The organism is Chlamydia serpentis, assembly GCF_900239945.1.
Classification (GTDB): Bacteria; Chlamydiota; Chlamydiia; order Chlamydiales; family Chlamydiaceae; genus Chlamydia; species Chlamydia serpentis.
Genome location: NZ_LT993738.1, coordinates 807,902 through 828,230, shown reverse-complemented (window position 1 = coordinate 828,230; position 20,329 = coordinate 807,902). Strand labels below are relative to the sequence as shown.

The following is a 20,329-nucleotide window of genomic DNA, read 5'->3' as shown; positions in this document are numbered from 1 at the left end:
TATTACGAAGGATATCCACAAGTTTCAAAAGAAGCGGCAGCTGACAATGCCTTTTGATGAGCATTGACATTATGAACACGCAAATAATCCACTCCCTGTTTTTGTAAGAGCACCGACAAACCTATAGTTTCCCAATCACGATCCTTGGGATCGTAATTACCAATTAAAGATAAAAATGATTTCCGAGAATGCCCAACAAGAATGCGACACCCCAATTGTCTAAGTTTAGCAATCTCACGCAGCATTGTTAGAGATTGCACAGCACTTTTCCCAAAACCTATTCCAGGATCAAAAATAACCTGATTAATATCAAGTCCTATATAAGAAAATTTTTCAAGCTGCTCTTTCCCCCATCTTAGCAATTGCTCCGAAGTAGGCTTCGCAAACAAAAGCGTATTTTTAGGATTCAAAGGAAGAGAGGATGAATGATTCATAACCAAGCATAATCCACAGTCTTTAGCAATTTTTGCCATAGACTCAGATCCCCCTGTTACATCATTAATCCATTGAATTGGATAAATATCCATAGCTCTAAGAATAATTTCTGGATAAAATGTATCTAAAGAAATTATTGGGTACTGCTTTTTGTTTGACCAGGTCCCTGCTAGTAATTGCAAAATAGGTTCTAAGCGCTGCCATTCTTCATCAACAGATAGAAATTGCTTTACCTTAGGATTTGTTGCCTGAGCACCAAAATCTATAACTGCAGCACCTTGCATAAACAACTCTTCAGCATGAGCAACGGCTTTTTCAGGCTCTAAAAACAGCCCCCCGTCAGACATAGAATTATTAGTAACATTGACGACACCCATTAAAAGGACATCTGGAGATAAACTTCTACGAATAGAACTTGGATCGGAGGGAAGATTATGTGCTAATTCAGCAAATGTAAAATTATGATATGGGGAACATTTATTATAAAATTTTCGATAAGGGCAAAGTGATGCTATTAAAGAAATCAAAAAAGGACGCGACAATAAACTGGGATGAGGAACTTGAATTTGATTATTGTCACAACAAAAAGACTCTTCTCCATAAAGCAAAATATCAATATCCAAAACTCGAGGAGCCCATCGAGGTTCTCCTTCCGCTCGTCCCACTATTTTCTCTATCCGTTGTACTGTAGACAGTAGTTCTAGAAGCGATAATTCTGTGTTTCCTACCAGAACAGAGTTAAAATAAGGCAGGTTCCACTCTCTAGGAGCTCCTGGCAATAACAAAGCCTCTGTTTCCAGAATCACGGAGCTACGTAAATCTGCAATCCCATGTTCACTCAATAAACTACGAGCACGTTGTAAGTTTTCAAACCGATTGCCTAAGTTTGAGCCTAAGCTTAAACAGACAAAAGAGTGCTTGGACATATTTCCTTACTGATTTTAAACTTTATAGGATTTAATAAGTTAGGAACAGGAGGTCGTTCTTTTGCGACCTCTAAATCTATCTTGGATATCTTATCACCAAAAGATATCACTAAACTATCTAACAACTCCTTAGCAAGATGCTCTATTAAAGTATAAGCTTTGGCAGTAGCAACTTCTTCAAGAAGAGAAGTCAATTCCACATAACAACAAGCATCTGCAAGTTGGTCAGATACACAAGCTGGTGGCATCAGACCACAAGAAAGGGTCACTGAAATAAGAACAGGTTGTTTAAAATGACGTTCTTCAAGAGAACATCCTAAAAATAACCAAACACGAAAATTTGATATAACTAATTGATAACGTTCTATGGCAACCACCAAATCAAGATCTATTTATACAAGGCTGCACAAAGGAAGCATTTCCTGAGCTTATTTAGCTTTTACGCTCTTCACTTTGCTAGCACTTGTTTTCTCTTCTTCTAATAAGTCTAGGAATGCTCTTAATTGTTTAGAGCGGATAGGATGTCGCATCTTCCTTAAAGCTTTTGCTTCAATTTGACGAATACGTTCACGCGTTACATTAAAAGCAGAACCTACCTCTTCTAATGTCTTGGGTTTACCGTCAAGAAGACCAAAACGATGAATTAACACGAACCGTTCACGATCCGTAAGGGTCTTCAAAACTTCCTTCATCTTATCTTTAAGCATTGAATAACCCGTCGCCTCAGCAGGAGATTCTACAGCAGTATCTTCTAAGAAATCTCCAAAAGAACTTTCACCTCCTTCTCCAACCTCAGCTTGGAGAGATATAGGATGCTGAGCAATCTTATAAATCTCTCGAACACGATCAGGGGTTAACCCTAATTCTTCAGCTAATTCTTCTGGGGTTGGCTCTTTTCCTGTTTCCATCATCAACTTCTTCGCTCCGCGAAGAACTTTGTTGATCGTCTCAATCATATGTACAGGAATGCGAATTGTCCTTGCCTGATCGGCAATAGCACGAGTCACAGCTTGACGAATCCACCAAGTAGCATATGTCGAAAACTTATATCCTCGACGATATTCAAATTTTTCCACAGCCTTCATTAGTCCCATATTCCCTTCTTGAATCAAATCCAAGAAAGAAAGACCTCGGTTTGTATACTTTTTAGCAATGGAAATCACCAACCGCAAATTAGACTCTACCATCTCCTTTTTAGCTTCTTGGCTCTTATCCATCCAACGCTGCAACATACGCACGTCTTTTTTAAACTCTTCTAAAGTCCTTCCAGCTGCGACTTCTCTTTTATAAAGCCTACGCTTAGCCGCAGCTAACTTTGCTGCTGCAAACTTATTTCTTTCTGCGCGAACTTTTAAATCATTGATTTGTTGTTCCAATTGTAAAAAAGAGTCGTAAGCTTTGAAAACAACTTCTCCAAAATCCTCAGTCACATTATGGCGACAGTGAAAACAACGTAAGTATGCTTGAGTCCGAATGCGGCATTTCTCTAAATCGTCATTTAATTTAACAACCTCTTGTTTAGATATATCGGGCTGTCTTAAAGCTAATAATAAATTTTCTAAATAAGAATCTTCTTCCTTAAGCAAGGTAATCAGTTTAGGAAGCAGTTTAAGAAAATGTGTTTTATCCTCGACTTCTTTTTCAGATATAATTTTATCAAAACGCTCTTTACCACTGATTAAATAGTGCGCTATAGAAATTGCTTCTTTAGCGGAATAACGAAAACGCAAAATGATACGTTCAATCTGTACCTGAGCTTTTTCTATTCTCTTAGAAATTTCCACCTCTTCTTCCCTAGTAAGAAGGGGTACTGTACCCATCTCTTTCAAGTACATGCGAACAGGATCATCAGGAGTTCCTTCAGTCCTCCTAGCCAACCCTTCAAGCTCTTTGGCTTCTTTTTTCTTCTCTTTTTGTCGTTCAACATCAACTTGGTTTAGAACTTGAATGTCCATGCCTGTTAAGAAAATCAACACCTGGTCTATTTGCTCAGGGGTATCAAAGGACATGGGAAGAATTTCATTGATTTCTTCGTAAGTAATAAAGCCTTGTTCCTTTGCAAGAGCAACTAGCTCTTCCAATTTCTTTTGAGACTCTTCTTCTGAAGAAACTTCTGTAGCTGGGCTATTCTGTATATTCATGAACAACTTTCTTACTTGGAACAAAACAAGGGGATTTCTAGCCTTAGAGGATAGTTTAGTCAAAGGAAGATAGGAAATCTAGGCATTTTTATCATAGGCACTAGAGAAAATCAACATCTTATCAGGAATTTCACAAAATTTCTCTCCTAGAAAAGAAAATGATATCAGCTCTGGATCACTTCTTTATGAATAGGATAAAGGACTCCCAAAACATGATGCTGAAGAGGACCTTTATTTAATGCCATTAAACAATAACGAAAAGGAAGAGGACCGTGTGATTTTGTTTTAATAACTAATTTTCCTGAACAATTTTCTTTAGAAGAGAGAAGGTCTTCCATCCATAATCTTCTTCCAGAAATGACAATATCACTGTCAAATTTTAAAAAATCTTCTACACAATACCCTGTCCACGCTTTAAATAACGTATTAGCAAACACGGCTTTTTGAGATTGACGAGCATAAACGAAAAGCATACCAAGATTTTCTTCTCTTAAACTATCAAAGAGCTGGCGACATTCCAAAGAATAGTTATGCAGAGTAGTATCCCGATGAATATAGCGAGAGGCTGTTAAAGAAGAGGCTGCCTCTATATTTTCAGCTTTAAAAGCTATTTTTTTTAATTCGTTTGATAGCTGGAAAGAAATGTCTCCTGTAAAAGCATTTGCCTCCTGAGAAGAAATGTTTTCTGCGATGTCGGATTCCAATTGGAGTAGATTGCGAATCTCGTACATTAAATCCTGAACCTTATTTTCTAGCTTCCCAATATAAACTTGTCGTTTGTCTAACATATTGCGCTGCTCAGAAAAAGTTGCTTGATACTCATCGTTTAAGGCTTGCTGATATGCTAAAGCCTCTGTCAATTCTCGATTTAAGTTTTGAACTTCCTCTGTTTTCTCACTACATTCCTGCATTAAAGAATCTATTTGTATCTTTAAACATTGATTTTCTTCAGTTCTATGAACTAAAAGGGCTTCTAATTTTTGATTCTCTCCTTTAGTCTTCATAAACAAACCCTGAAGACGCAATAAGTTATTTTTAATCTTTTGATTTTGAATTTGCAGTTGAACCGTCTCTTGTTGGCGTTCTTCTAAAGATGCGCGAATCTGTCGTAAGCCTTCATTATTTTCTGTTAGTTTTCGAATTTTTGTTTGAAGAAGTTGGACTGCAGCTGTTTTTAATTGGTTTTCTCTACGTCTTAGGGCAAGAAACCAACCCAAAGAAGAGGTCATAGTAAAAATAAAATAACCATTAATTTTTTGATTTGTAGAAAGAAAAGGATAGCAAACCAAAGGAAGAAGTAAAGTGATTACTGGAAGAAAATAAATCCAATATTTGAAATAAGTATTTAACCATTTTTTCACCAACAACATAAAAAATAAATCCTTATATCAAAAAAATAAGAATAAATTGGTCTTCATAGTCAAAAGTTCTGTTTGATTAGAAAATTATTTCTAAGACTATATTCTTATTGTTATGTTCGCATAAAACTTTTTTTATTTCTCATAAATTCTCTTTTTTCTTAATATGTGCTTCGAAAATAAGGAAAGCTTTTCTTTCTATTCTTAATTGATCTACACGTAATCCTTGTAGTTTATTTTCAACTAAAACTATTGTCTTGTCTGGAGATACTATGGCGCCAAAAAAGCCCAACAAAAAAAACGTTATACAAAGAAGACCTTCCGCAGAGAAACGTATTCTAACCGCACAAAAAAGACAGTTAATTAATCACAGCTTTAAATCTAAAGTGAAAACAATAGTAAAAAAGTTTGAAGCATCTTTAAAACTCGATGACCCTCAACTTACTCTTAATCATTTGCAATCCGTCTACAGTGTAGTAGATAAAGCTGTAAAGCGCGGGATTTTTAAAGACAATAAAGCTGCTCGTATTAAATCTAGAGCAACTCTAAAAGTTAATGCGATAGTATTATAGTATTCTTAAACAATCTAATGATTAGGTAGATTATGGCAACACTTCATCTCGGTAGACAAATCCTGCTACACGCAAAATCTTGGGCGCCTACAGCCAAAAGTTCTGGGGATCTATTCAGGATGCAGTCCGCCTCCCTATATAATAACGTTATGTTAGCTAATGATCTCATAGGGCTAACCAACAGTTCTGTAACAATTTCTAAGTATGCTCTAGGCAATAATCATCCTTCATACCATTCTTTAGAAAGAGCAGAGGCCTTTCTTTCTACCACTGATGGAGTGAACAATGCAGTAGCAGGAGTTACATTATGGGCTCAATTACTTAATGGTTCGATGCTCTTTAAGACTAACGAGAGCGGTGAATTTATTTACGCGAATCGAGAAAATGAGGATGGCTCTGTATCTCAACATTTACAACGACAATCAGCTTTACATATTACAGGAAAGGTTTCTCGTTTGGCAGCAAAAACTCTTGGAACAGTCACGTTCTTGGATAGTGTTAACGTCATTCAATTAGGTAAACACGCTAGCTCAGTTGGGTGTAAGGTTACTTCCTGTCTTAACTTAGTTGCTACAAGCTGTTCTCTCACAGAAAGTTCGATAGAATTGTATAAGGTTATCAAAGAAAAACCAGAAACAATAACAGATCCAGAAAATCCAAAATCGCCTTCTGCTGACTTTGCTGAACGTTCTAGGCGCTTAAGGAACTGTTTCATAGCTTGGTTGGGAGATATGGTCGATTTTGTTGCTGATATTCTTTTCACAGTCTGTGCATTTGCTCCTGCTCTTCTTGGACCTCATGGCATTTTGATTCTGGCTATCATTAGTTTGCTTAGCTATGTTATTAACCTTATTAAGGATTATACTAAAATAGGATAATCTAAAAACTGTCATCAGGTAACCCTCAAGGTTATTTCCATGAGGGTCTCTATTGTTAAAAACAAATCACTCATCATATTTTTTTACTATCCTATGTAAAGTATCGGGATCCGCCCAAATTGAAACTTTATGTTTTGCTCGAGTAATTGCAGTATAAAGAATAGGTATGCCAAATACCTCGGTGCCTCTAGGAATAATTACAATAACCTCATCATATTCACTTCCTTGACTCTTATGAACAGACATAACGTAGTTATAGGTATATTGAGAAATAGCTCCAGAGTCTATAGGTTCGCGTTGAGGAAAATGTAATTTCTGTGTTTTTAAACAAAGCCATCCTGTGTCTCCATTAAATAATTCCCAAGTATCGTAACGACTTGTTATCATAATAGGAATCAGTAAATCAGGGTGACTTTTTGCCAGCCCCTGATGTATTTTTTTGTTTAAATTGAGAAATCCCCAAGGACCATACCGCATAGGAGTAAGCACACACAAACGCATTTCTAAACAATCTAGAGATTCTACGAAACGATTCCTTAACATCTTTATAACTGAAGATATAGACAGAAGAGGGAGAAAAGGTACTACTTCCCTACGCAACACCGATTGAGCAAGTTGATGAACCTCGTCTGTTTTTACTCTATGGGATGCCTTTAAAAAAAATGTGTTTTCAGGAAACTGTGCTACCAAATCTTGAAGAGGGTTTCCGACTCCTATTCCAATAGGAGGTAGTTGATTAGTATCACCTAAAATAATCAAACTAGAGCTATAGAGTTTCCCGTCTTTCTCATATCCCTTTAATGTTTGTACCAAACTATGCAATAGATCAAAAGTCACCATAGAACCTTCATCTACTAAAAGAACATCTATTGAGCTGTAGCCACGATAGGCATATTCCTGTAAGAAATGATGGACAGTTTGAATCGTAACCATATCCTCACAGATATTGTATCGTATAAGAATCTGTCGAATATGAGATGTAGCTTTACCTGTAGGAGACACTATAGCAATACGTAGTTTGGGTTCCTGTTTCACTAAAGAGAGTATTAATTGTGCCGCCAGAAAAGTTTTTCCTGTTCCTGGTCCTCCAGAAACTATAGAAAAACACTTCTGCGTGATTTTATTAAAAACAAAATTTTGCTCCTCAGAAAGCACGCATGAATCTATAACAGGAAGAAAATAACTAGGGACCGCCGAAGTAAGTAAAGAGAGTTTTTTTAGTAATATAGACCTTATAATATATTGAGAACGTAAATATAAACGTTCTGAAACAGTAATAAATAATTTCTTTCGTACATCTTGAGGAAGACTAGCAAACCCTTGATATAATTCAGCTTCCGAAACTCCTGTTACGGAGGGGCGGATACTATTTTCATAAAGAACAAGAAAAGGATGACCACAACGCCAAAGAGCTGAAGAAACCGCAAGAAAAACAAAAGACTCTTTAAGATTTGGTGAGATGACGTACTTATGAGCAAAAGCTATATCTAGGGGAGATACGACCTGTTGATTCAATAAGTCTTCTAAAACAGGATAGAATTTTATATCGACCGTCACTTTTCATTCCCTCATTACTTTTAGCTATAACCTAGAATAAAACTTTCTATTTTCACTGAATTACACTCTAGCATAGCAGGAGACTATGGGACTGGAAAATCTTTTTATGAACACCCTTACAATACTGACTATTTTAAGAGATAGGATTGTATACAAAATTGGTAAGAAACGGAAGGCTATATTCTCAACACGAAGGCATATAAAATTTCTAAGAGAAATCACTATCTTTAGATTGATATTTTTGACAAAAGGCCAACGCTTTTTGCGTCCTATGATCGTTAAGACTGTCAGTTAGCGGTAGCATACATAAGAACTCCAAAGCTTGATCATAACACTTATTTTCCATAAGGCATAAACCTGCTAATCGATAAGCTTGCGATGAGGGGGCTATTTTCGTAAGCCAAAGACTATATAGGTAACACTTATTATAGTCTCCATGAGCAAAGAGATATTCAGCATCAGCTAAGAAATTTGCTTTTTCAGCTTCACTAATTACTACAACTGGAAGTTTTGTTTCAGATATGAAATTCTCAAGTTTCAAAAGACGCGAAATCGCATGAGAAGACAATGCTTGCTTATATACCTGTTTCACAAAAAGAAACACAACACTTTCGCATTCTATATCGTAACCTGTAAACTGTAAAACAAGATGCAGTAAGTTTAATGCCTTTTCATCATTTCCCCCTTGCTGCCAAAGATCTTTCGCACCATGAACTAAGTGCTGGACTAGCTGTTGTCGATCGATATCATAAGATTGTATCGCTTTCCAAAGATCGAGATAATTCTGTAATTTTGTATGTTTCTCGTCGTCCTTGGACACTATATTGTTTAGTGTATCTGAAGAGAGGGCCAACTTTTCGCTAATTGAAATAGAAGGATCTAAAACATGGAGAATCGCGACGCATTGTTTAGCTTCTTCTGTTTCTATTTGTTGTACTTTATTTGCAAGTAAACTCCCAAAAGTCATAACGACTTGCTGACGAAGCTCTTCTAGCCCAGGGAAAGAAGTTATAGCTTCACAAAAACTGATCACCTCCTCGATACGATGAGAAAACTGAGTTACTAAAGTTTGTACTATTAAAGCACTATCAGGATTGACATAATGTTTCTGCCAAATTTCTAAAATTTGAATTAGAGGCTGCAATTTCTCTTTAGGTAAGATAAAAATATGCTTCATAATTAAGGAAATCAATTCTTGCTCTGGGAGGAACTCTGCATAGGGACTTTGTTCTAAAATATAAATTTTCTTTAGATAAAAAAGTACCATCTCATAATAATCAGAGTAGATGTGCTTAGAATCTGATTCCAAGAGCTCTAACAAATAACTTCGGCAAAGAAGAAGTACGATACGGTCATAGGTCTTCGCATTCCATTCAGATTCGTGTTTTAATAACTTATTAATATTACGGTTAAGAATCACCCGTCCTTCAGCGAACATTTTTTGTTCTATTTGGGAATGCGCGAAAATATAATCTAAAAAAAAATCGGATAGTAAGTGTTCTAAACTTAAATTCAGTAAAGGAGCCATTCCTTTTTCTTTTTCTTCTTGCCAACATGTTAATTGATGGGTAACTTCACTAAAACGATGTTGTTTATAGCACAACAATGCCTTAAATAAATGGTAGTAGGGAGAATTTGGACAACACTGATGTAAAAGACAAAGAACGGTTTCCATTACATCTATTTTCTCTAAAAAAAAACTGTTAATCAATCTCCCGCCTAAAATTTCCTCCCTAAAAAGAAAAGGACCATCCTTTACTTCGTCATAGAGTTTAGAAAAAATCCTATCTGCTTGAGAAAATTTTTGTTGCTTCTGCAATAAAAATCCTTGAAAACAAACAAGATGAGAACGTTGTTGTTGCGCTGGCAAGTAATGCAATACGGAATCTGACAGTTCTTTTTGTCGCTCATTCCATATGGATTCTGATTTCTTATCCTTAAGTCTTTGAGAAAAATCATGACAAAAACACAAGTAATATAGAGCTCCTCCAGAGGAAAAACACGTGAAGAGAAAAACACCAAATAATATGTAACGAAACATTTACGTCCTGAACGACTTTCAAGGAATTGAAAAACAAAGCTGTTTCTAAATTATTAAATTTAAATTATATATATAGTCTTGTGTTTATGCAAAACTATTTTTCAGAAAAGAAAAAATTAAAAAATGTAAAGGACCTTTGAAAAATAACTCATTTTATATTACGTATTCATTTATATAATCGTGTTTGTTTTCATATGCTCGGTGATAAAAGAATACTATTTGTTACTGAAGATTTCAATTTATCTTCAAAATTAAAAGACTTAGCATCAGAAAGATCTGATTATCAAATAATTATATCACCAACATTTACTACATCTTTTGAAGTTATTCTCATACTTTGTGAGTACCTATTATTGCCAGAAGTTCTCTTTTCTAATGGAACATTTCAAGAAGAGAATTTCATTGTGTTATTCGATACGTTTGAAGAAGAGGCGATTGCAAAAGTATTGAATCAAGGAGCAAGTGGCTACCTTCTTCGTCCCATTACTGCAAAGGTATTAGATGCGGTGATCCTGGCCATCCTTCGGGAACACCAAGCTATTGAACATAGTTTCCCAGATACAATTGCTTTTGGAGATCACACATTTCGTGTCACAAATCTCATGATAGATTCGCCACAAGGAAAAGTTTACCTTACCCCTTCAGAAGCAGGTATTCTTAAAAAACTTCTTTTAAATCGTGGACAATTATGCCTAAGAAAAAATCTTCTAGCAGAGATTAAAGGGAATACTAAAGAAATTATTGCTCGCAATGTAGATGTTCATATTGCATCTCTAAGAAAAAAATTAGGTCCATATGGATCTAAAATTGTAACTGTTCGCGGTGTCGGTTATTTATTTTCAATAGATGACAGTTCTATACCTTCAAACTAAGAGTGAAGTAATTTCTTTATTACTTGTCAGTAAATCTTCGGAGTATGAAAATGCTGAGGTAAATAGCTCTGGTGCGCTATGACCTATCTAGCTTCTTCTATATTTTCCCCTGAAGACTTCCTTTATCCTGAGATAATATCGAAAGCTCACTACACTTGGGATATTCTTTTTTTTCTAGAAAATATGCTCTCTAACCATGTTTTTTCCGGTATTCACGGAACCATAGAATCCGGTGTGACATTAAAAAATACAGATAAAATTGAAATTGCTAAAGGTGCCTATGTAGAATCTGGAGCTTATATTGTAGGGCCATGTATTCTTGGGCCACAAACTGAAGTTCGTCATGGGGCATATATAAGAGGAAATGTTATTACAGGAAGTCAATGTATCGTGGGCCACTGTACTGAAATTAAGAGCAGTTATTTAGGACATCAAGTAAAAGCAGCTCATTTTGCTTATCTTGGGGACTCTGTTTTAGGCTCAAACGTAAATCTTGGTGCTGGAGTGCGTTGTGCTAACTTCCGCCTAGATGGAAAGAACATTTGTGTTTCTTCCTCGGATAAATCAAAAAAAATCAATACAGGACGTCGTAAAGTGGGTGCTTTTTTAGGAAAGAATGTTGCTATAGGATGCAACGTTGTTATCAATCCTGGTCAACATATCCTTCCTAACACTAACATTCATCCTGGACAAGTCATTTAAAAAGAGAACTCTATCATCGTGATACATATTTTAGATACCTATCGACCTAATATAGAAATTGCCATAGAAAATGCCCTCGAAGAATTCGGTCCTGTAGGGCATCCAATTCGCTCTCCTGTAGAATACGCTTTAAAAGGAGGCGGAAAGCGGATACGGCCTTCATTAGTGTGCATGATCGCACAAGGATTAGGGCTAAATTACGAAGTTATGGATTCTGCTTTAGCTGTAGAATTTGTCCATACTTCAACTCTTATTGCTGATGATCTTCCTTGCATGGATAATGACGATGAACGTAGAGGTCGCCCTACAGTACACAAAGCTTTCGATGAAGCTACAGCCCTACTTGCATCCTATGCATTGATTCCTGCTGCTTACTCTCACCTTCGCTTAAATGCTAAAAAACTCAAAGAAAAAGGTTGTGATCCTAAAGATGTAGATGTTGCTTATGACATTATTGGGGATATTACAGACAAAAATATTGGCTTTTCTGGAGTTTTAGGGGGACAGTATGACGACATGTTTTTTGCAAACAAAGGTAAAGAGCATGTACAATCTATAATGATAAAAAAAACAGGAGCCCTATTTGAAATTGCCTGTATTTCTGGATGGTTGTTTGGTGGTGGGGATCCAAGTTTTACACCTTTAATTACAAGTTTCTCTAATAATTTTGGTTTACTCTTTCAAATCAAAGATGATCTTTTAGACATCCAAAGAGATTATCAAAAAATCGGATTAAACTACGCTTTACTTTTCGGAGAAAACGCCGCTCTAGAATTGTTAGAAACATCTAAAAATAACTGTTTAGAATTATTAGATCGCCTCACTGGGAGCGGATTAAAAACTAATTCAGAGTTAGAAATAATTATTTCTAGTTTGGGTTCTTTCTAAAATTCCCAATATTTTTATTTGGTATTCTAAAAGTTTTTTGCTTCTAGAACAATTCGGTTCCAGTTGCTGTTTAAGATTAGGAAAAGCGGAAAAAAGAAAAGAAATCTGGATGAGAGGATTTGAACCTCCGCCCCCTTGCACCCCATGCAAGTGCGCTACCAGGCTGCGCTACACCCAGATAAATAAATTGCTAAAGACAGGTAATCCCTTCAAATTGGAATTCACATTTTTGAAATTCAGAAACTCCGATTTGAGCACATTTTTCTATAATAACCTCCATAGAATCTCCTGAAGATAAATCTGCAGAGTCTATGTCTACGGCTATAGAGGCTGTAAAGGAAGCTCCTCCTTTAACACCTTTTACTTTAAAGTTCACAAAAATCCCTTCTTTAGTTTTAGAAATATTTTTAAATCTAACCAAGTTATTGTATATAAGATCTTTCATTTTCTGATCTCTTCTTGAAAAAAGAATAAAAATAGCAGCAGAGAATGTTCCTGTAAATGCAAAGATTTTCTATTTCTTATTCTATATCTTAAGAATATCGTGAACCAAAAATTAAGATACTTAAGTCATGGTTTCTTTTCGCATTTCTTGATTTAATCTTCCAAGATCTATATCGGAATAATCCACGAATTTAAAAAATAATTCATACAAAGGATTAAACTTCACTATTTCTTTGACTAAGCCAGTAGCTATAGCGCGATAATTTTGATGGCCTTGGGGCTGAGAACGCAACTCACAAAGCCACTGTAAAGCCCTTGCGTTTATATGGAAAAACCAACGTATGTTATAGGCCATAGGAACTACATACTGAGCTTCTTCGGGAAAATCTTTAGATATCTCGTTATAGGTATCATTAGCTTTATCCATAGCATCTCGATACAATTTCTCCATAGGAGTGTCGAGAAGCTCTACAGGAAAGTTATATCCATGATGTGTGGAGAGTAGTTGTCGTTCTTGAGTAAGTGTTCGGTGTCTTTGTAAATCTCGATATGCCCCAAAATCAGCAAGTATATCAAACCCAAATTCTACACACTCTAAACCTCGAGGAGACTTATGCCTGCGGTTCTCTCTTGGAGAAACACTGCCTTCTAAAATTTGCATAAGATCTTCACAACTCATATTTTTACAATAGTCAATAAGATCTGAGAGTGAGCGATCAGAATAAGGAAAAAGAAACCCTGCAGCTATTTTATAAATCCCATCAGGATCTCCGTAAATTAACCGAACACCAGGTGAAGAATGTACGTCTTCAGTAAATGTTGCTTGTTCTGCGAGTCCCTTTAACTGCTCTTTTAGAGCTCTACGATATTGCATCATTCCTTGATGATGATGGTGATGTGGCTCTGCTCTGCTTACAAAAGAAGGTATAACTTTCATAAGCTCTGTTAAAGACTGCTCTCCTAAGCACCGGAGTTCTGAAAGATTGTGTCCTTGCAACTTATGAACTAAATTTTGCCAAAACCTACCGTTACCAAAAAATCCCAAGTTCGTAAAAGTTGCTGCAGGAAGCAATCCCCTTATACAATCTAAAACCTTGGCTCGTAACGAAGTAGCATATGCTGATGCGGGCGTCTTAGAGTCTTTAGGATAAAGTTTCTCAAAAAATGCACGAACCTGAGGAATTAAAGTAGAATAAGTATCGAATAAAAAATCACAAGTGCTCAAAAACACGTCTTTAAAGGCCGAGGTCATTAAAATGGGATCTCGGTAGTATAAATAGTCCCCTCGAACCTTTTGATCAAAATAAACGTATCTCGTGGACTTTTCTAAGGGTGATCCACCAATGCGAGCGTCTTCTAAAACTTTAGCAGCTAAAATAGAAACATTTTCCATTGCTAAGTGAGCGCCACCTAGTTCTCCTACAGAGTCATCTCCAAAATTATCAAGAACTCTTTGGTAAAAATCAGCAGCTTTTTCTACATTTGTTTCAAAGTCATAGACTTCTTTGCAAATCTCTCCTTCTTCCTCATTAAATAGAAACTCTTTTAATAGAAGCTCTCGTAAACCTAAAAGAGATCGAGAATATTTCGAAAACAAAGCTCCCTTAACAACTTCAGGAAGATTTTTTAAAGCAAATACATTGGACTCAAGATTGGTAACAAAATGCGTTAAGTACTGCTTTTGTTTATAAGTAAACTCGTCTTCTTTGCCCAACATGAACACCTCAAAACTGACATTTCCAAAAAATTTAGATTAGAACTTCCAGCACATTTGGATCATAAAAAACTTACCTAAGTAGGTTCCTGCTTCGACAAATGGTATGTCATCTTTTTGCAGGAGAGGACGACATTAAATGTCGCTTATGACCGCAAGCATACTTTAGCCTATGGTTTTTGTAACGAAGTATCGGAGAAAAATATATGCATTTTTAAGACCTATTTCCAAAAAATAAAGTAAGAAAATGTCGAACTCTTATTCTAATTTTAATAGGAAAATCAATGTAGAAAAAGGGTTGATCTTGTGTTTATAAAGGTGCAAAATCTGCTCTTATCAACAAATTGAACAGGGTTTTAACAAAGTTTTAAACAACAAAACCACATAAAACTCTCTCGAAAAACAAAGTTTTAAACACTTTCCACACCCCCTAAAGAAGAAGAATATTATATCTATAAATATAACAGTATATATTCAGAAGCTGTGGAAAATGTTGAAAGGATCTAAAAAATGAACCTATTAAATCTCGATAGACGTCCAAGAAGAAATAGAAAAACAGCAGCTATTAGAGATTTATTAGCTGAGACCCATTTATGCTCCCAAGATTTTATTGCGCCATTCTTTGTTAAAAGTGGAAAGAATATAAAAGAAGAAATACTCAGCCTTCCCGGAGTTTTCCGATGGAGTCTAGATTTACTTATCAAAGAAATAGAACGCCTTTGCAACTATGGCTTAAGAGCTATAATCTTATTTCCCGTTATTCCTAGTGATCTTAAAGATGCCTATGGATCTTATTCTTCAAATCCTAAGAACATTTTATGTCGTAGTATTTATGAAATAAAAAATGCATTTCCTCACTTATGTGTGATTAGTGATATAGCTCTAGATCCCTATACTACTCATGGTCATGATGGAATTTTCCTTAACGGAGAAGTTCTTAATGATGAAAGTGTAAGAATTTTTGGAAATATTGCAACCTTACATGCTGAAATGGGAGCAGATATAGTCGCTCCTAGTGATATGATGGATGGAAGGATTGGTTATATCCGCTCTAAGTTAGACCAGGCAGGTTATTCAAGAACCTCTATAATGTCTTACAGTGTGAAGTATGCTTCTTCTTTATATTCTCCTTTTCGTGATGCTCTAAGCTCACATGTAACTTCAGGAGATAAAAGGCAGTACCAGATGAACCCTAAGAATGTACTAGAGGCCTTACTTGAGTGTTCTTTGGATGAGAAAGAAGGTGCTGATATATTAATGGTTAAACCTGCAGGACTTTATCTTGATGTTATCTATCGTATTCGCCAAAGCACTCATTTGCCTTTAGCTGCTTATCAGGTAAGTGGTGAGTATGCCATGATTTTATCTGCATTTCAAAGGGGAGGAATCAACAAAGAATCACTGTTTTATGAATCTTTAATAGGAATTAAGAGAGCGGGAGCAGATATAATTATTAGTTATGCCACTCCGAGTATTTTAGAGTTGCTTCATTCTGGATTTGAATTTTAGGTTCTTTGGAGAACAAAAAATCAATAGGAATGAAGAGTGAGAATACCAGATTCTTTTGCGTACTCTATTAAAGCTTTTTTAATTATCGTAAGCATTTCTGTCTTAGATGGATCTATAAGAGTAGGTAGAGCAAAATCTTCATGGGAAACTTCTAAAAATCCTAGTTGGTTAGCCAAATCAAAATTTTTAGTCATAACAGCTTTAATGAGAGGGACCACAGGAATTCTCATTGGCATTACTTTATCATAGATGTCCGTATCTATGATAGGACGAGTTTCTCCATGTAGATTAGTATCCGGATTGGTATACGTGCGTTTTTTTCTGAAAAATCCTGAAAGATAGGCTTTTGTAAATGTAGGTTTGTTAAAACCAATTCTTAAAAAACTAAATAATTCGCGTTTGGTTGGGCTGTGTAAGATAGAGATAGTGTGATCTCTTAGCCCAAGGAAGGGTTCTTCCTCTTTTTTACACAGTCGTCCAGTTAGCGGGTCTCCAGAGATCAACGTATCATTATCTGAAATATCATTGAGATTAATCAGACTCGAGAAGCTAGCCCCTTTAGTAGTGATGACATAACGTCTTAAAGAATTTTTTAGTGCGGTACCTGCAAGGGCTGTTACCTGTTCATGTAGTATTCTTCCTTTTAAGAAAAGATGACCAATAGTAAGGACTTCTTGGAATGAAAGAGTAAATACAACTTCTTTTTCTTTAGTAATGGGTTTAACGTTATGAATGTGTATTGATGGGGATCCAGAAGGAAAAGGTCCTGAAATAGTGTGAAGGTGAGCAATTGTATTTAACTCTTGAGTGGGTAGGGTTAAGCGATCTCTAAAAACTATGTGGGGTCGAAGAGCAAAAAGCTTAGCGATAGCTCGAACCCCAACAACAAATACATAAAACCCTTCTTCTCTAGAAGAAAAGAGACAAAGATGTTTTTCTGGAGTTGGAGTGAAGGGACGGTTTTCAGCTAAATTGATAAAAACATCTCTTGGAGTTTGGATTGGGATAGCTGGAATATCAAACGGGCGTTGTTTAATTAGTGCAAACAAACCGTTTTTTTTGAAAATTTCAAAAAGTTCTGAGCGTGAAAGGGTTTGGAGATCATAGGTATACTCTGTAGATGTAGGTCCTGGTGTTTTCTTTATTACTACATCTAAAAGAGATCGTTTCTCTCCACGTCGTATAGCAGTAACCGTTCCTGAGACGTGGGAGGTAATATATGTATTAGGGAAATGTTTGTATTCTGCTACAGGAGACCCTGAGCAAATTTCTTCTCCCTGTTTTACTTTAAGTTTTAAGGGAAAGGACTTAAATGGCCTTAGGTCTACGGCAATAAATTCTGGATCTATTTTGTTATAGAAACCAGATTCTTTTGGAGACCCTTGTAAGGATAAATCTAAACCCCGGGTGACTGTAATTTTCATAAAAATCTATGAGGTGAAGTCCCTTGGACTCTGTCCTTAGGTGTTTCATACAATCGGGATTATAAGTGATTTTATAGAGGAATCCAGTTTTTTTTCTTATTTTTTTTAGAAACAGAAGATTTTTGTTTAAGGCGCTTTGAATCTTTTTCGGGATGCAAATCTTGGGTAATTTCGTTGATTAATTTTTCTGTCTCTTTTCGATATTCATCGCAAGAAGAACGGACTTTTTCTAGAGCAAGCCACTCTTCAGAAGAGAAGTTATCTGGATTATTTGCAAAGACTTCCATCTGTTCGCGAGACATTCCTGTTTGGGTTAGAATTTCTTGGGCTCTCTTGTCTAACTCTTGGATTTTTTCTTGAGTTTTTGCGATTAGATACTCGTAATCTCCATCAGAATCAGAAGATAAAGATGATCCGAAAGAAGAATCGAAGTCTATATTATAAATAGTTAGGATTTGTTTTATAGAATCTATAATTTTTTGTGCAGATTTACTATTCATAACAATCACCATGATTTTAGTTTATTATAAAATAAGTTTGATTATTTTGTATTGTGATATTGCTCTTTTTCATACGTAACGGTATATTTTCGGGTTAAAAACTGGAGCCATCGTGGACTATTTAGAAAAGTTGCAAGTCTTAATAGAAGAAGGGCAATCTGCGAACTTTTTAAGCCTTTGGGAGGAGTATTGTTTTAACGATGTAGTGTGGAGTCAGGAGCTTATTCAAATCCTAGAGAAAGTAAAATCTTCTTCATTAGCACCTTTGTTTGGAAAAATTGCCGATACTGTGGTTCCTCTTTGGGAGAAGATTCCAGAAGGCAAAGACAAAGATCGTGTTCTTCAACTAATTTTGGATTTACAAACATCTAATAGCCAAATGTTTTTTGATATTGCGCTTGCTTATGTACATAAAAAATACTCTGGAGAAGAAAATTTTAACGAAGCTTTGCGTGTTGTAGGGCTTCGTGATGGGCGTGATTTTCAATTTAGTCTTAGTCGTTTTGACTTTTTGATGCATTTGCACAAAGGAAATTTTGTTTTTCATCAAGGAGGTTGGGGTGTTGGTGAGGTTATGGGAGTCTCATTTCTTCAACAGAAGGTGTTGATAGAGTTTGAAGGAATTATGAGCGCTAAGGATATTTCTTTTGAGACGGCATTTAAAAGTTTAACTTCTTTAAGTAGCGATCATTTCCTTTCACAAAGATTTGGAGATCCTGATGGGTTTGAGGCTTTTGCTAAGGAGAATCCTATTAAAGTTATTGAAATTCTCCTTAGGGATCTTGGACCAAAAACAGCAAAAGAAATTAAAGAAGAGCTAGTGGATCTTGTAATTCCTGAGGTTGATTGGAATCGGTGGTGGCAATCGGCTAAAACTAAGATCAAAAAAGGCACTCAAATTATATCTCCCGAAAATCCCAAAGATCCCTATGTTTTATCTGATTCTGGCAATTCTCATATAGGGCAGTTGGAACATAAACTAAGTCTGACTCAAGATCATGCTGAGCGTATTTCTCTTATTTATCATTTTGTTAGAGATTTACATAGCGAGTTAAAAGACACGGTGACTCGTAATAAACTGATTAAGGTTTTACAGGATCTTGATATAGATAATGAGTCTTTAGCTTTACAAAGAGATCTTCTTCTTTCTGATTCTTTAGGGGTTGCGGATGCTAGTATAGATAAGGAATATATAATGTCTTTGTCGGAAGATGATGTCAGTCGCATTCTGGAAAAAATGCCTATAGTTGCTTTGCAGAAATCATTTTTATCTTTGGTAAGAAAATATTCTTCTTTATGGCAACCGATTTTTATTCAGATTCTTCTCTATACAACCTCATCAACGATGAGGGATTTTGTATATAAAACAATTAAAAGTGACTTATCAAGTATAGAAGTTTTAAAGAAAAGGCTTTTGGACTGTGCTCATCAGCCTATGATGTTTCCTGAATTATTTGTTTGGTTCTTCCTGAAACTTGGTAATCACGAAGACGGTCTTTTTAACCCTGAAGATAAAGAGGTTTTAAGGTTGTTTTTGGAGTCAGCCCTGAACTTTATGTATCTAGTGGCTTCTACACCACATAAGGAGTTAGGAAGGAAAATTCATCATTTTTTAGTGGGGCAAAGGTATCTTGCTGTGCGTCAGATGATAGAAAGTGCTTCTCTTTCTTTTTTAAAAGAATTTTTACTGCTTTCTAGTAAATGCCCGCAGTTTTCTTCTGGTGATTTGAATGTCTTTCAAAGTCTGGCCGAAGTTGTACAGCCAGCATTGAAAAAGAGTAAGTCTAGTATTGAGGAGGAGGATATTTTGTGGTCAACTTCTGAAAGTTTTTCTCGAATGAAGACCAAATTACAATCTTTGGTTGGTAAGGAGATGGTTGATAACGCAAAAGAAATAGAAGATGCTCGGTCTTTAGGGGATTTGAGAGAGAATTCTGAGTATAAGTTTGCTTTGGAAAAAAGAGCGCGCTTACAGGAAGAAATTCGTATGTTGTCAGAAGAAATCGGTCGGGCTAGAATTCTTACCAAAGATCTTGTCTTTACCGATCTAATTAGTGTGGGGTGTTGTGTCTCTTTAAAAGGAGTAGATGGAAAAGTTATAGAATTCACAATCTTAGGACCTTGGGACGCTGATCCAGATAATGGCGTGCTTTCTTCAAAATCTAAGCTTGCACAGAACATGTTAGGAAAGAAGTTGGGTGACGTGATAATTGTGCAAGAAAAGGAATATAAGGTTGTAAAAATACGGTCTATTTGGGAAGAACATGGAGCATAGCGGGGTCGAACCGCTGACCTCAACAATGCCATTGTTGCGCTCTACCAACTGAGCTAATACCCCAAAGACTACAAAAAAGTACCATGGTATACG

General features: G+C 35.9%; 17 protein-coding genes and 2 tRNA genes. 7 read left to right on the top strand and 12 right to left on the bottom strand.

Translation table 11 applies throughout. The annotated features are described in order from the left end of the window. Nucleotides 1–2: 2 nt before the first annotated feature. The 4 genes from folP to C834KP_RS03610 form a co-directional block, all read right to left on the bottom strand. The gene (gene folP, locus C834KP_RS03625; protein ID WP_108896815.1) at nucleotides 3–1,361 is read right to left on the bottom strand and encodes a dihydropteroate synthase; all 1,359 of its coding nucleotides are present in this window, start codon (nucleotides 1,359–1,361) and stop codon (nucleotides 3–5) included. Further along, nucleotides 1,334–1,738 (bottom strand): dihydroneopterin aldolase, encoded by a 405-nt coding sequence (gene folB, locus C834KP_RS03620; RefSeq protein ID WP_108896814.1) that lies wholly within the window; start codon nucleotides 1,736–1,738, stop codon nucleotides 1,334–1,336. The genes folP and folB overlap by 28 nt, the downstream gene beginning before the upstream one ends. Before the next feature lie 51 nt (nucleotides 1,739–1,789). Further along, nucleotides 1,790–3,502, bottom strand: coding sequence for an RNA polymerase sigma factor (locus tag C834KP_RS03615; RefSeq protein WP_420808674.1), 1,713 nt, complete (start codon nucleotides 3,500–3,502; stop codon nucleotides 1,790–1,792). A 164-nt stretch (nucleotides 3,503–3,666) separates the two neighbouring features. Beyond that, nucleotides 3,667–4,872 (bottom strand): hypothetical protein, encoded by a 1,206-nt coding sequence (locus C834KP_RS03610; protein WP_108896813.1) that lies wholly within the window; start codon nucleotides 4,870–4,872, stop codon nucleotides 3,667–3,669. Nucleotides 4,873–5,132: 260 nt separating this feature from the next. Here C834KP_RS03610 and rpsT point away from each other — a divergent pair, with 260 nt between their 5' ends. Both rpsT and C834KP_RS03600 read left to right on the top strand, forming a co-directional pair. Then, on the top strand, nucleotides 5,133–5,432 hold the full coding sequence (gene rpsT, locus C834KP_RS03605; protein ID WP_108896812.1) for a 30S ribosomal protein S20: 300 nt from the start codon (nucleotides 5,133–5,135) through the stop codon (nucleotides 5,430–5,432). A gap of 32 nt (nucleotides 5,433–5,464) precedes the next feature. Beyond that, entirely contained in the window at nucleotides 5,465–6,310 is an 846-nt protein-coding gene (locus C834KP_RS03600; RefSeq protein WP_108896811.1) for a hypothetical protein, read from the top strand. A gap of 66 nt (nucleotides 6,311–6,376) precedes the next feature. On the opposite strand, the gene recD is transcribed toward C834KP_RS03600, so the two are convergent. Then, a complete protein-coding gene (recD, locus tag C834KP_RS03595) occupies nucleotides 6,377–7,867 on the bottom strand; it encodes an exodeoxyribonuclease V subunit alpha (RefSeq protein WP_108896810.1) in 1,491 nt (496 codons plus the stop codon). Between the two features lie 208 nt (nucleotides 7,868–8,075). After that, nucleotides 8,076–9,908, bottom strand: coding sequence for a DUF1347 family protein (locus tag C834KP_RS03590; protein ID WP_108896809.1), 1,833 nt, complete (start codon nucleotides 9,906–9,908; stop codon nucleotides 8,076–8,078). A gap of 194 nt (nucleotides 9,909–10,102) precedes the next feature. Between C834KP_RS03590 and C834KP_RS03585 the strand changes: the two genes are divergently transcribed. From C834KP_RS03585 to C834KP_RS03575, 3 genes are all read left to right on the top strand, one after another. Beyond that, a complete protein-coding gene (locus C834KP_RS03585; protein WP_108896808.1) occupies nucleotides 10,103–10,780 on the top strand; it encodes a winged helix-turn-helix transcriptional regulator in 678 nt (225 codons plus the stop codon). A 78-nt stretch (nucleotides 10,781–10,858) separates the two neighbouring features. Continuing rightward, a complete protein-coding gene (locus C834KP_RS03580) occupies nucleotides 10,859–11,482 on the top strand; it encodes an LbetaH domain-containing protein (RefSeq protein ID WP_108896807.1) in 624 nt (207 codons plus the stop codon). 12 nt (nucleotides 11,483–11,494) lie between these two features. Next, complete coding sequence (locus C834KP_RS03575) at nucleotides 11,495–12,370, top strand: polyprenyl synthetase family protein (protein WP_174165554.1); 876 nt, start codon at nucleotides 11,495–11,497, stop codon at nucleotides 12,368–12,370. A 104-nt stretch (nucleotides 12,371–12,474) separates the two neighbouring features. On the opposite strand, the gene C834KP_RS03570 is transcribed toward C834KP_RS03575, so the two are convergent. The 3 genes from C834KP_RS03570 to C834KP_RS03560 all read right to left on the bottom strand — a co-directional run bounded on the left by C834KP_RS03570 (nucleotide 12,475) and on the right by C834KP_RS03560 (nucleotide 14,531). Beyond that, a tRNA-Pro gene (locus C834KP_RS03570) sits at nucleotides 12,475–12,548 on the bottom strand. 12 nt (nucleotides 12,549–12,560) lie between these two features. Then, nucleotides 12,561–12,815, bottom strand: a complete 255-nt coding sequence (locus tag C834KP_RS03565) for a hypothetical protein (RefSeq protein WP_108896805.1) — start codon at nucleotides 12,813–12,815, stop codon at nucleotides 12,561–12,563. Nucleotides 12,816–12,935: 120 nt separating this feature from the next. Beyond that, nucleotides 12,936–14,531, bottom strand: coding sequence for an FAD-dependent thymidylate synthase (locus C834KP_RS03560; protein ID WP_108896804.1), 1,596 nt, complete (start codon nucleotides 14,529–14,531; stop codon nucleotides 12,936–12,938). Nucleotides 14,532–15,038: 507 nt separating this feature from the next. Between C834KP_RS03560 and hemB the strand changes: the two genes are divergently transcribed. Next, complete coding sequence (hemB, locus tag C834KP_RS03555; RefSeq protein ID WP_108896803.1) at nucleotides 15,039–16,037, top strand: porphobilinogen synthase; 999 nt, start codon at nucleotides 15,039–15,041, stop codon at nucleotides 16,035–16,037. Between the two features lie 20 nt (nucleotides 16,038–16,057). Here the strand turns inward: hemB and C834KP_RS03550 are convergent, their stop codons facing one another. After that, nucleotides 16,058–17,461 (bottom strand): Na(+)-translocating NADH-quinone reductase subunit A, encoded by a 1,404-nt coding sequence (locus C834KP_RS03550; protein ID WP_108896802.1) that lies wholly within the window; start codon nucleotides 17,459–17,461, stop codon nucleotides 16,058–16,060. 71 nt (nucleotides 17,462–17,532) lie between these two features. Then, nucleotides 17,533–17,961, bottom strand: coding sequence for a hypothetical protein (locus C834KP_RS03545; protein ID WP_108897143.1), 429 nt, complete (start codon nucleotides 17,959–17,961; stop codon nucleotides 17,533–17,535). 112 nt (nucleotides 17,962–18,073) lie between these two features. Between C834KP_RS03545 and C834KP_RS03540 the strand changes: the two genes are divergently transcribed. Beyond that, the gene (locus C834KP_RS03540; protein WP_108896801.1) at nucleotides 18,074–20,236 is read left to right on the top strand and encodes a GreA/GreB family elongation factor; all 2,163 of its coding nucleotides are present in this window, start codon (nucleotides 18,074–18,076) and stop codon (nucleotides 20,234–20,236) included. Here the strand turns inward: C834KP_RS03540 and C834KP_RS03535 are convergent. Further along, a tRNA-Ala gene (locus C834KP_RS03535) sits at nucleotides 20,227–20,299 on the bottom strand. The genes C834KP_RS03540 and C834KP_RS03535 overlap by 10 nt on opposite strands. Between the last annotated feature and the right edge of the window lie 30 nt (nucleotides 20,300–20,329).

Excerpts from the sequence above, each read along its gene's own strand:
- C834KP_RS03610 (WP_108896813.1), bottom strand. The coding sequence starts at position 4,872 with ATGTTGTTGGTGAAAAAATGGTTAAATACTTATTTCAAATATTGGATT.
- C834KP_RS03580 (WP_108896807.1), top strand. The coding sequence starts at position 10,859 with ATGACCTATCTAGCTTCTTCTATATTTTCCCCTGAAGACTTCCTTTAT.
- C834KP_RS03615 (WP_420808674.1), bottom strand. The coding sequence starts at position 3,502 with ATGAATATACAGAATAGCCCAGCTACAGAAGTTTCTTCAGAAGAAGAG.
- C834KP_RS03550 (WP_108896802.1), bottom strand. The coding sequence starts at position 17,461 with ATGAAAATTACAGTCACCCGGGGTTTAGATTTATCCTTACAAGGGTCT.
- folP (WP_108896815.1), bottom strand. The coding sequence starts at position 1,361 with ATGTCCAAGCACTCTTTTGTCTGTTTAAGCTTAGGCTCAAACTTAGGC.
- hemB (WP_108896803.1), top strand. The coding sequence starts at position 15,039 with ATGAACCTATTAAATCTCGATAGACGTCCAAGAAGAAATAGAAAAACA.
- C834KP_RS03585 (WP_108896808.1), top strand. The coding sequence starts at position 10,103 with ATGCTCGGTGATAAAAGAATACTATTTGTTACTGAAGATTTCAATTTA.
- C834KP_RS03545 (WP_108897143.1), bottom strand. The coding sequence starts at position 17,961 with ATGAATAGTAAATCTGCACAAAAAATTATAGATTCTATAAAACAAATC.
- C834KP_RS03560 (WP_108896804.1), bottom strand. The coding sequence starts at position 14,531 with ATGTTGGGCAAAGAAGACGAGTTTACTTATAAACAAAAGCAGTACTTA.
- rpsT (WP_108896812.1), top strand. The coding sequence starts at position 5,133 with ATGGCGCCAAAAAAGCCCAACAAAAAAAACGTTATACAAAGAAGACCT.
- C834KP_RS03600 (WP_108896811.1), top strand. The coding sequence starts at position 5,465 with ATGGCAACACTTCATCTCGGTAGACAAATCCTGCTACACGCAAAATCT.
- C834KP_RS03565 (WP_108896805.1), bottom strand. The coding sequence starts at position 12,815 with ATGAAAGATCTTATATACAATAACTTGGTTAGATTTAAAAATATTTCT.
- C834KP_RS03590 (WP_108896809.1), bottom strand. The coding sequence starts at position 9,908 with ATGTTTCGTTACATATTATTTGGTGTTTTTCTCTTCACGTGTTTTTCC.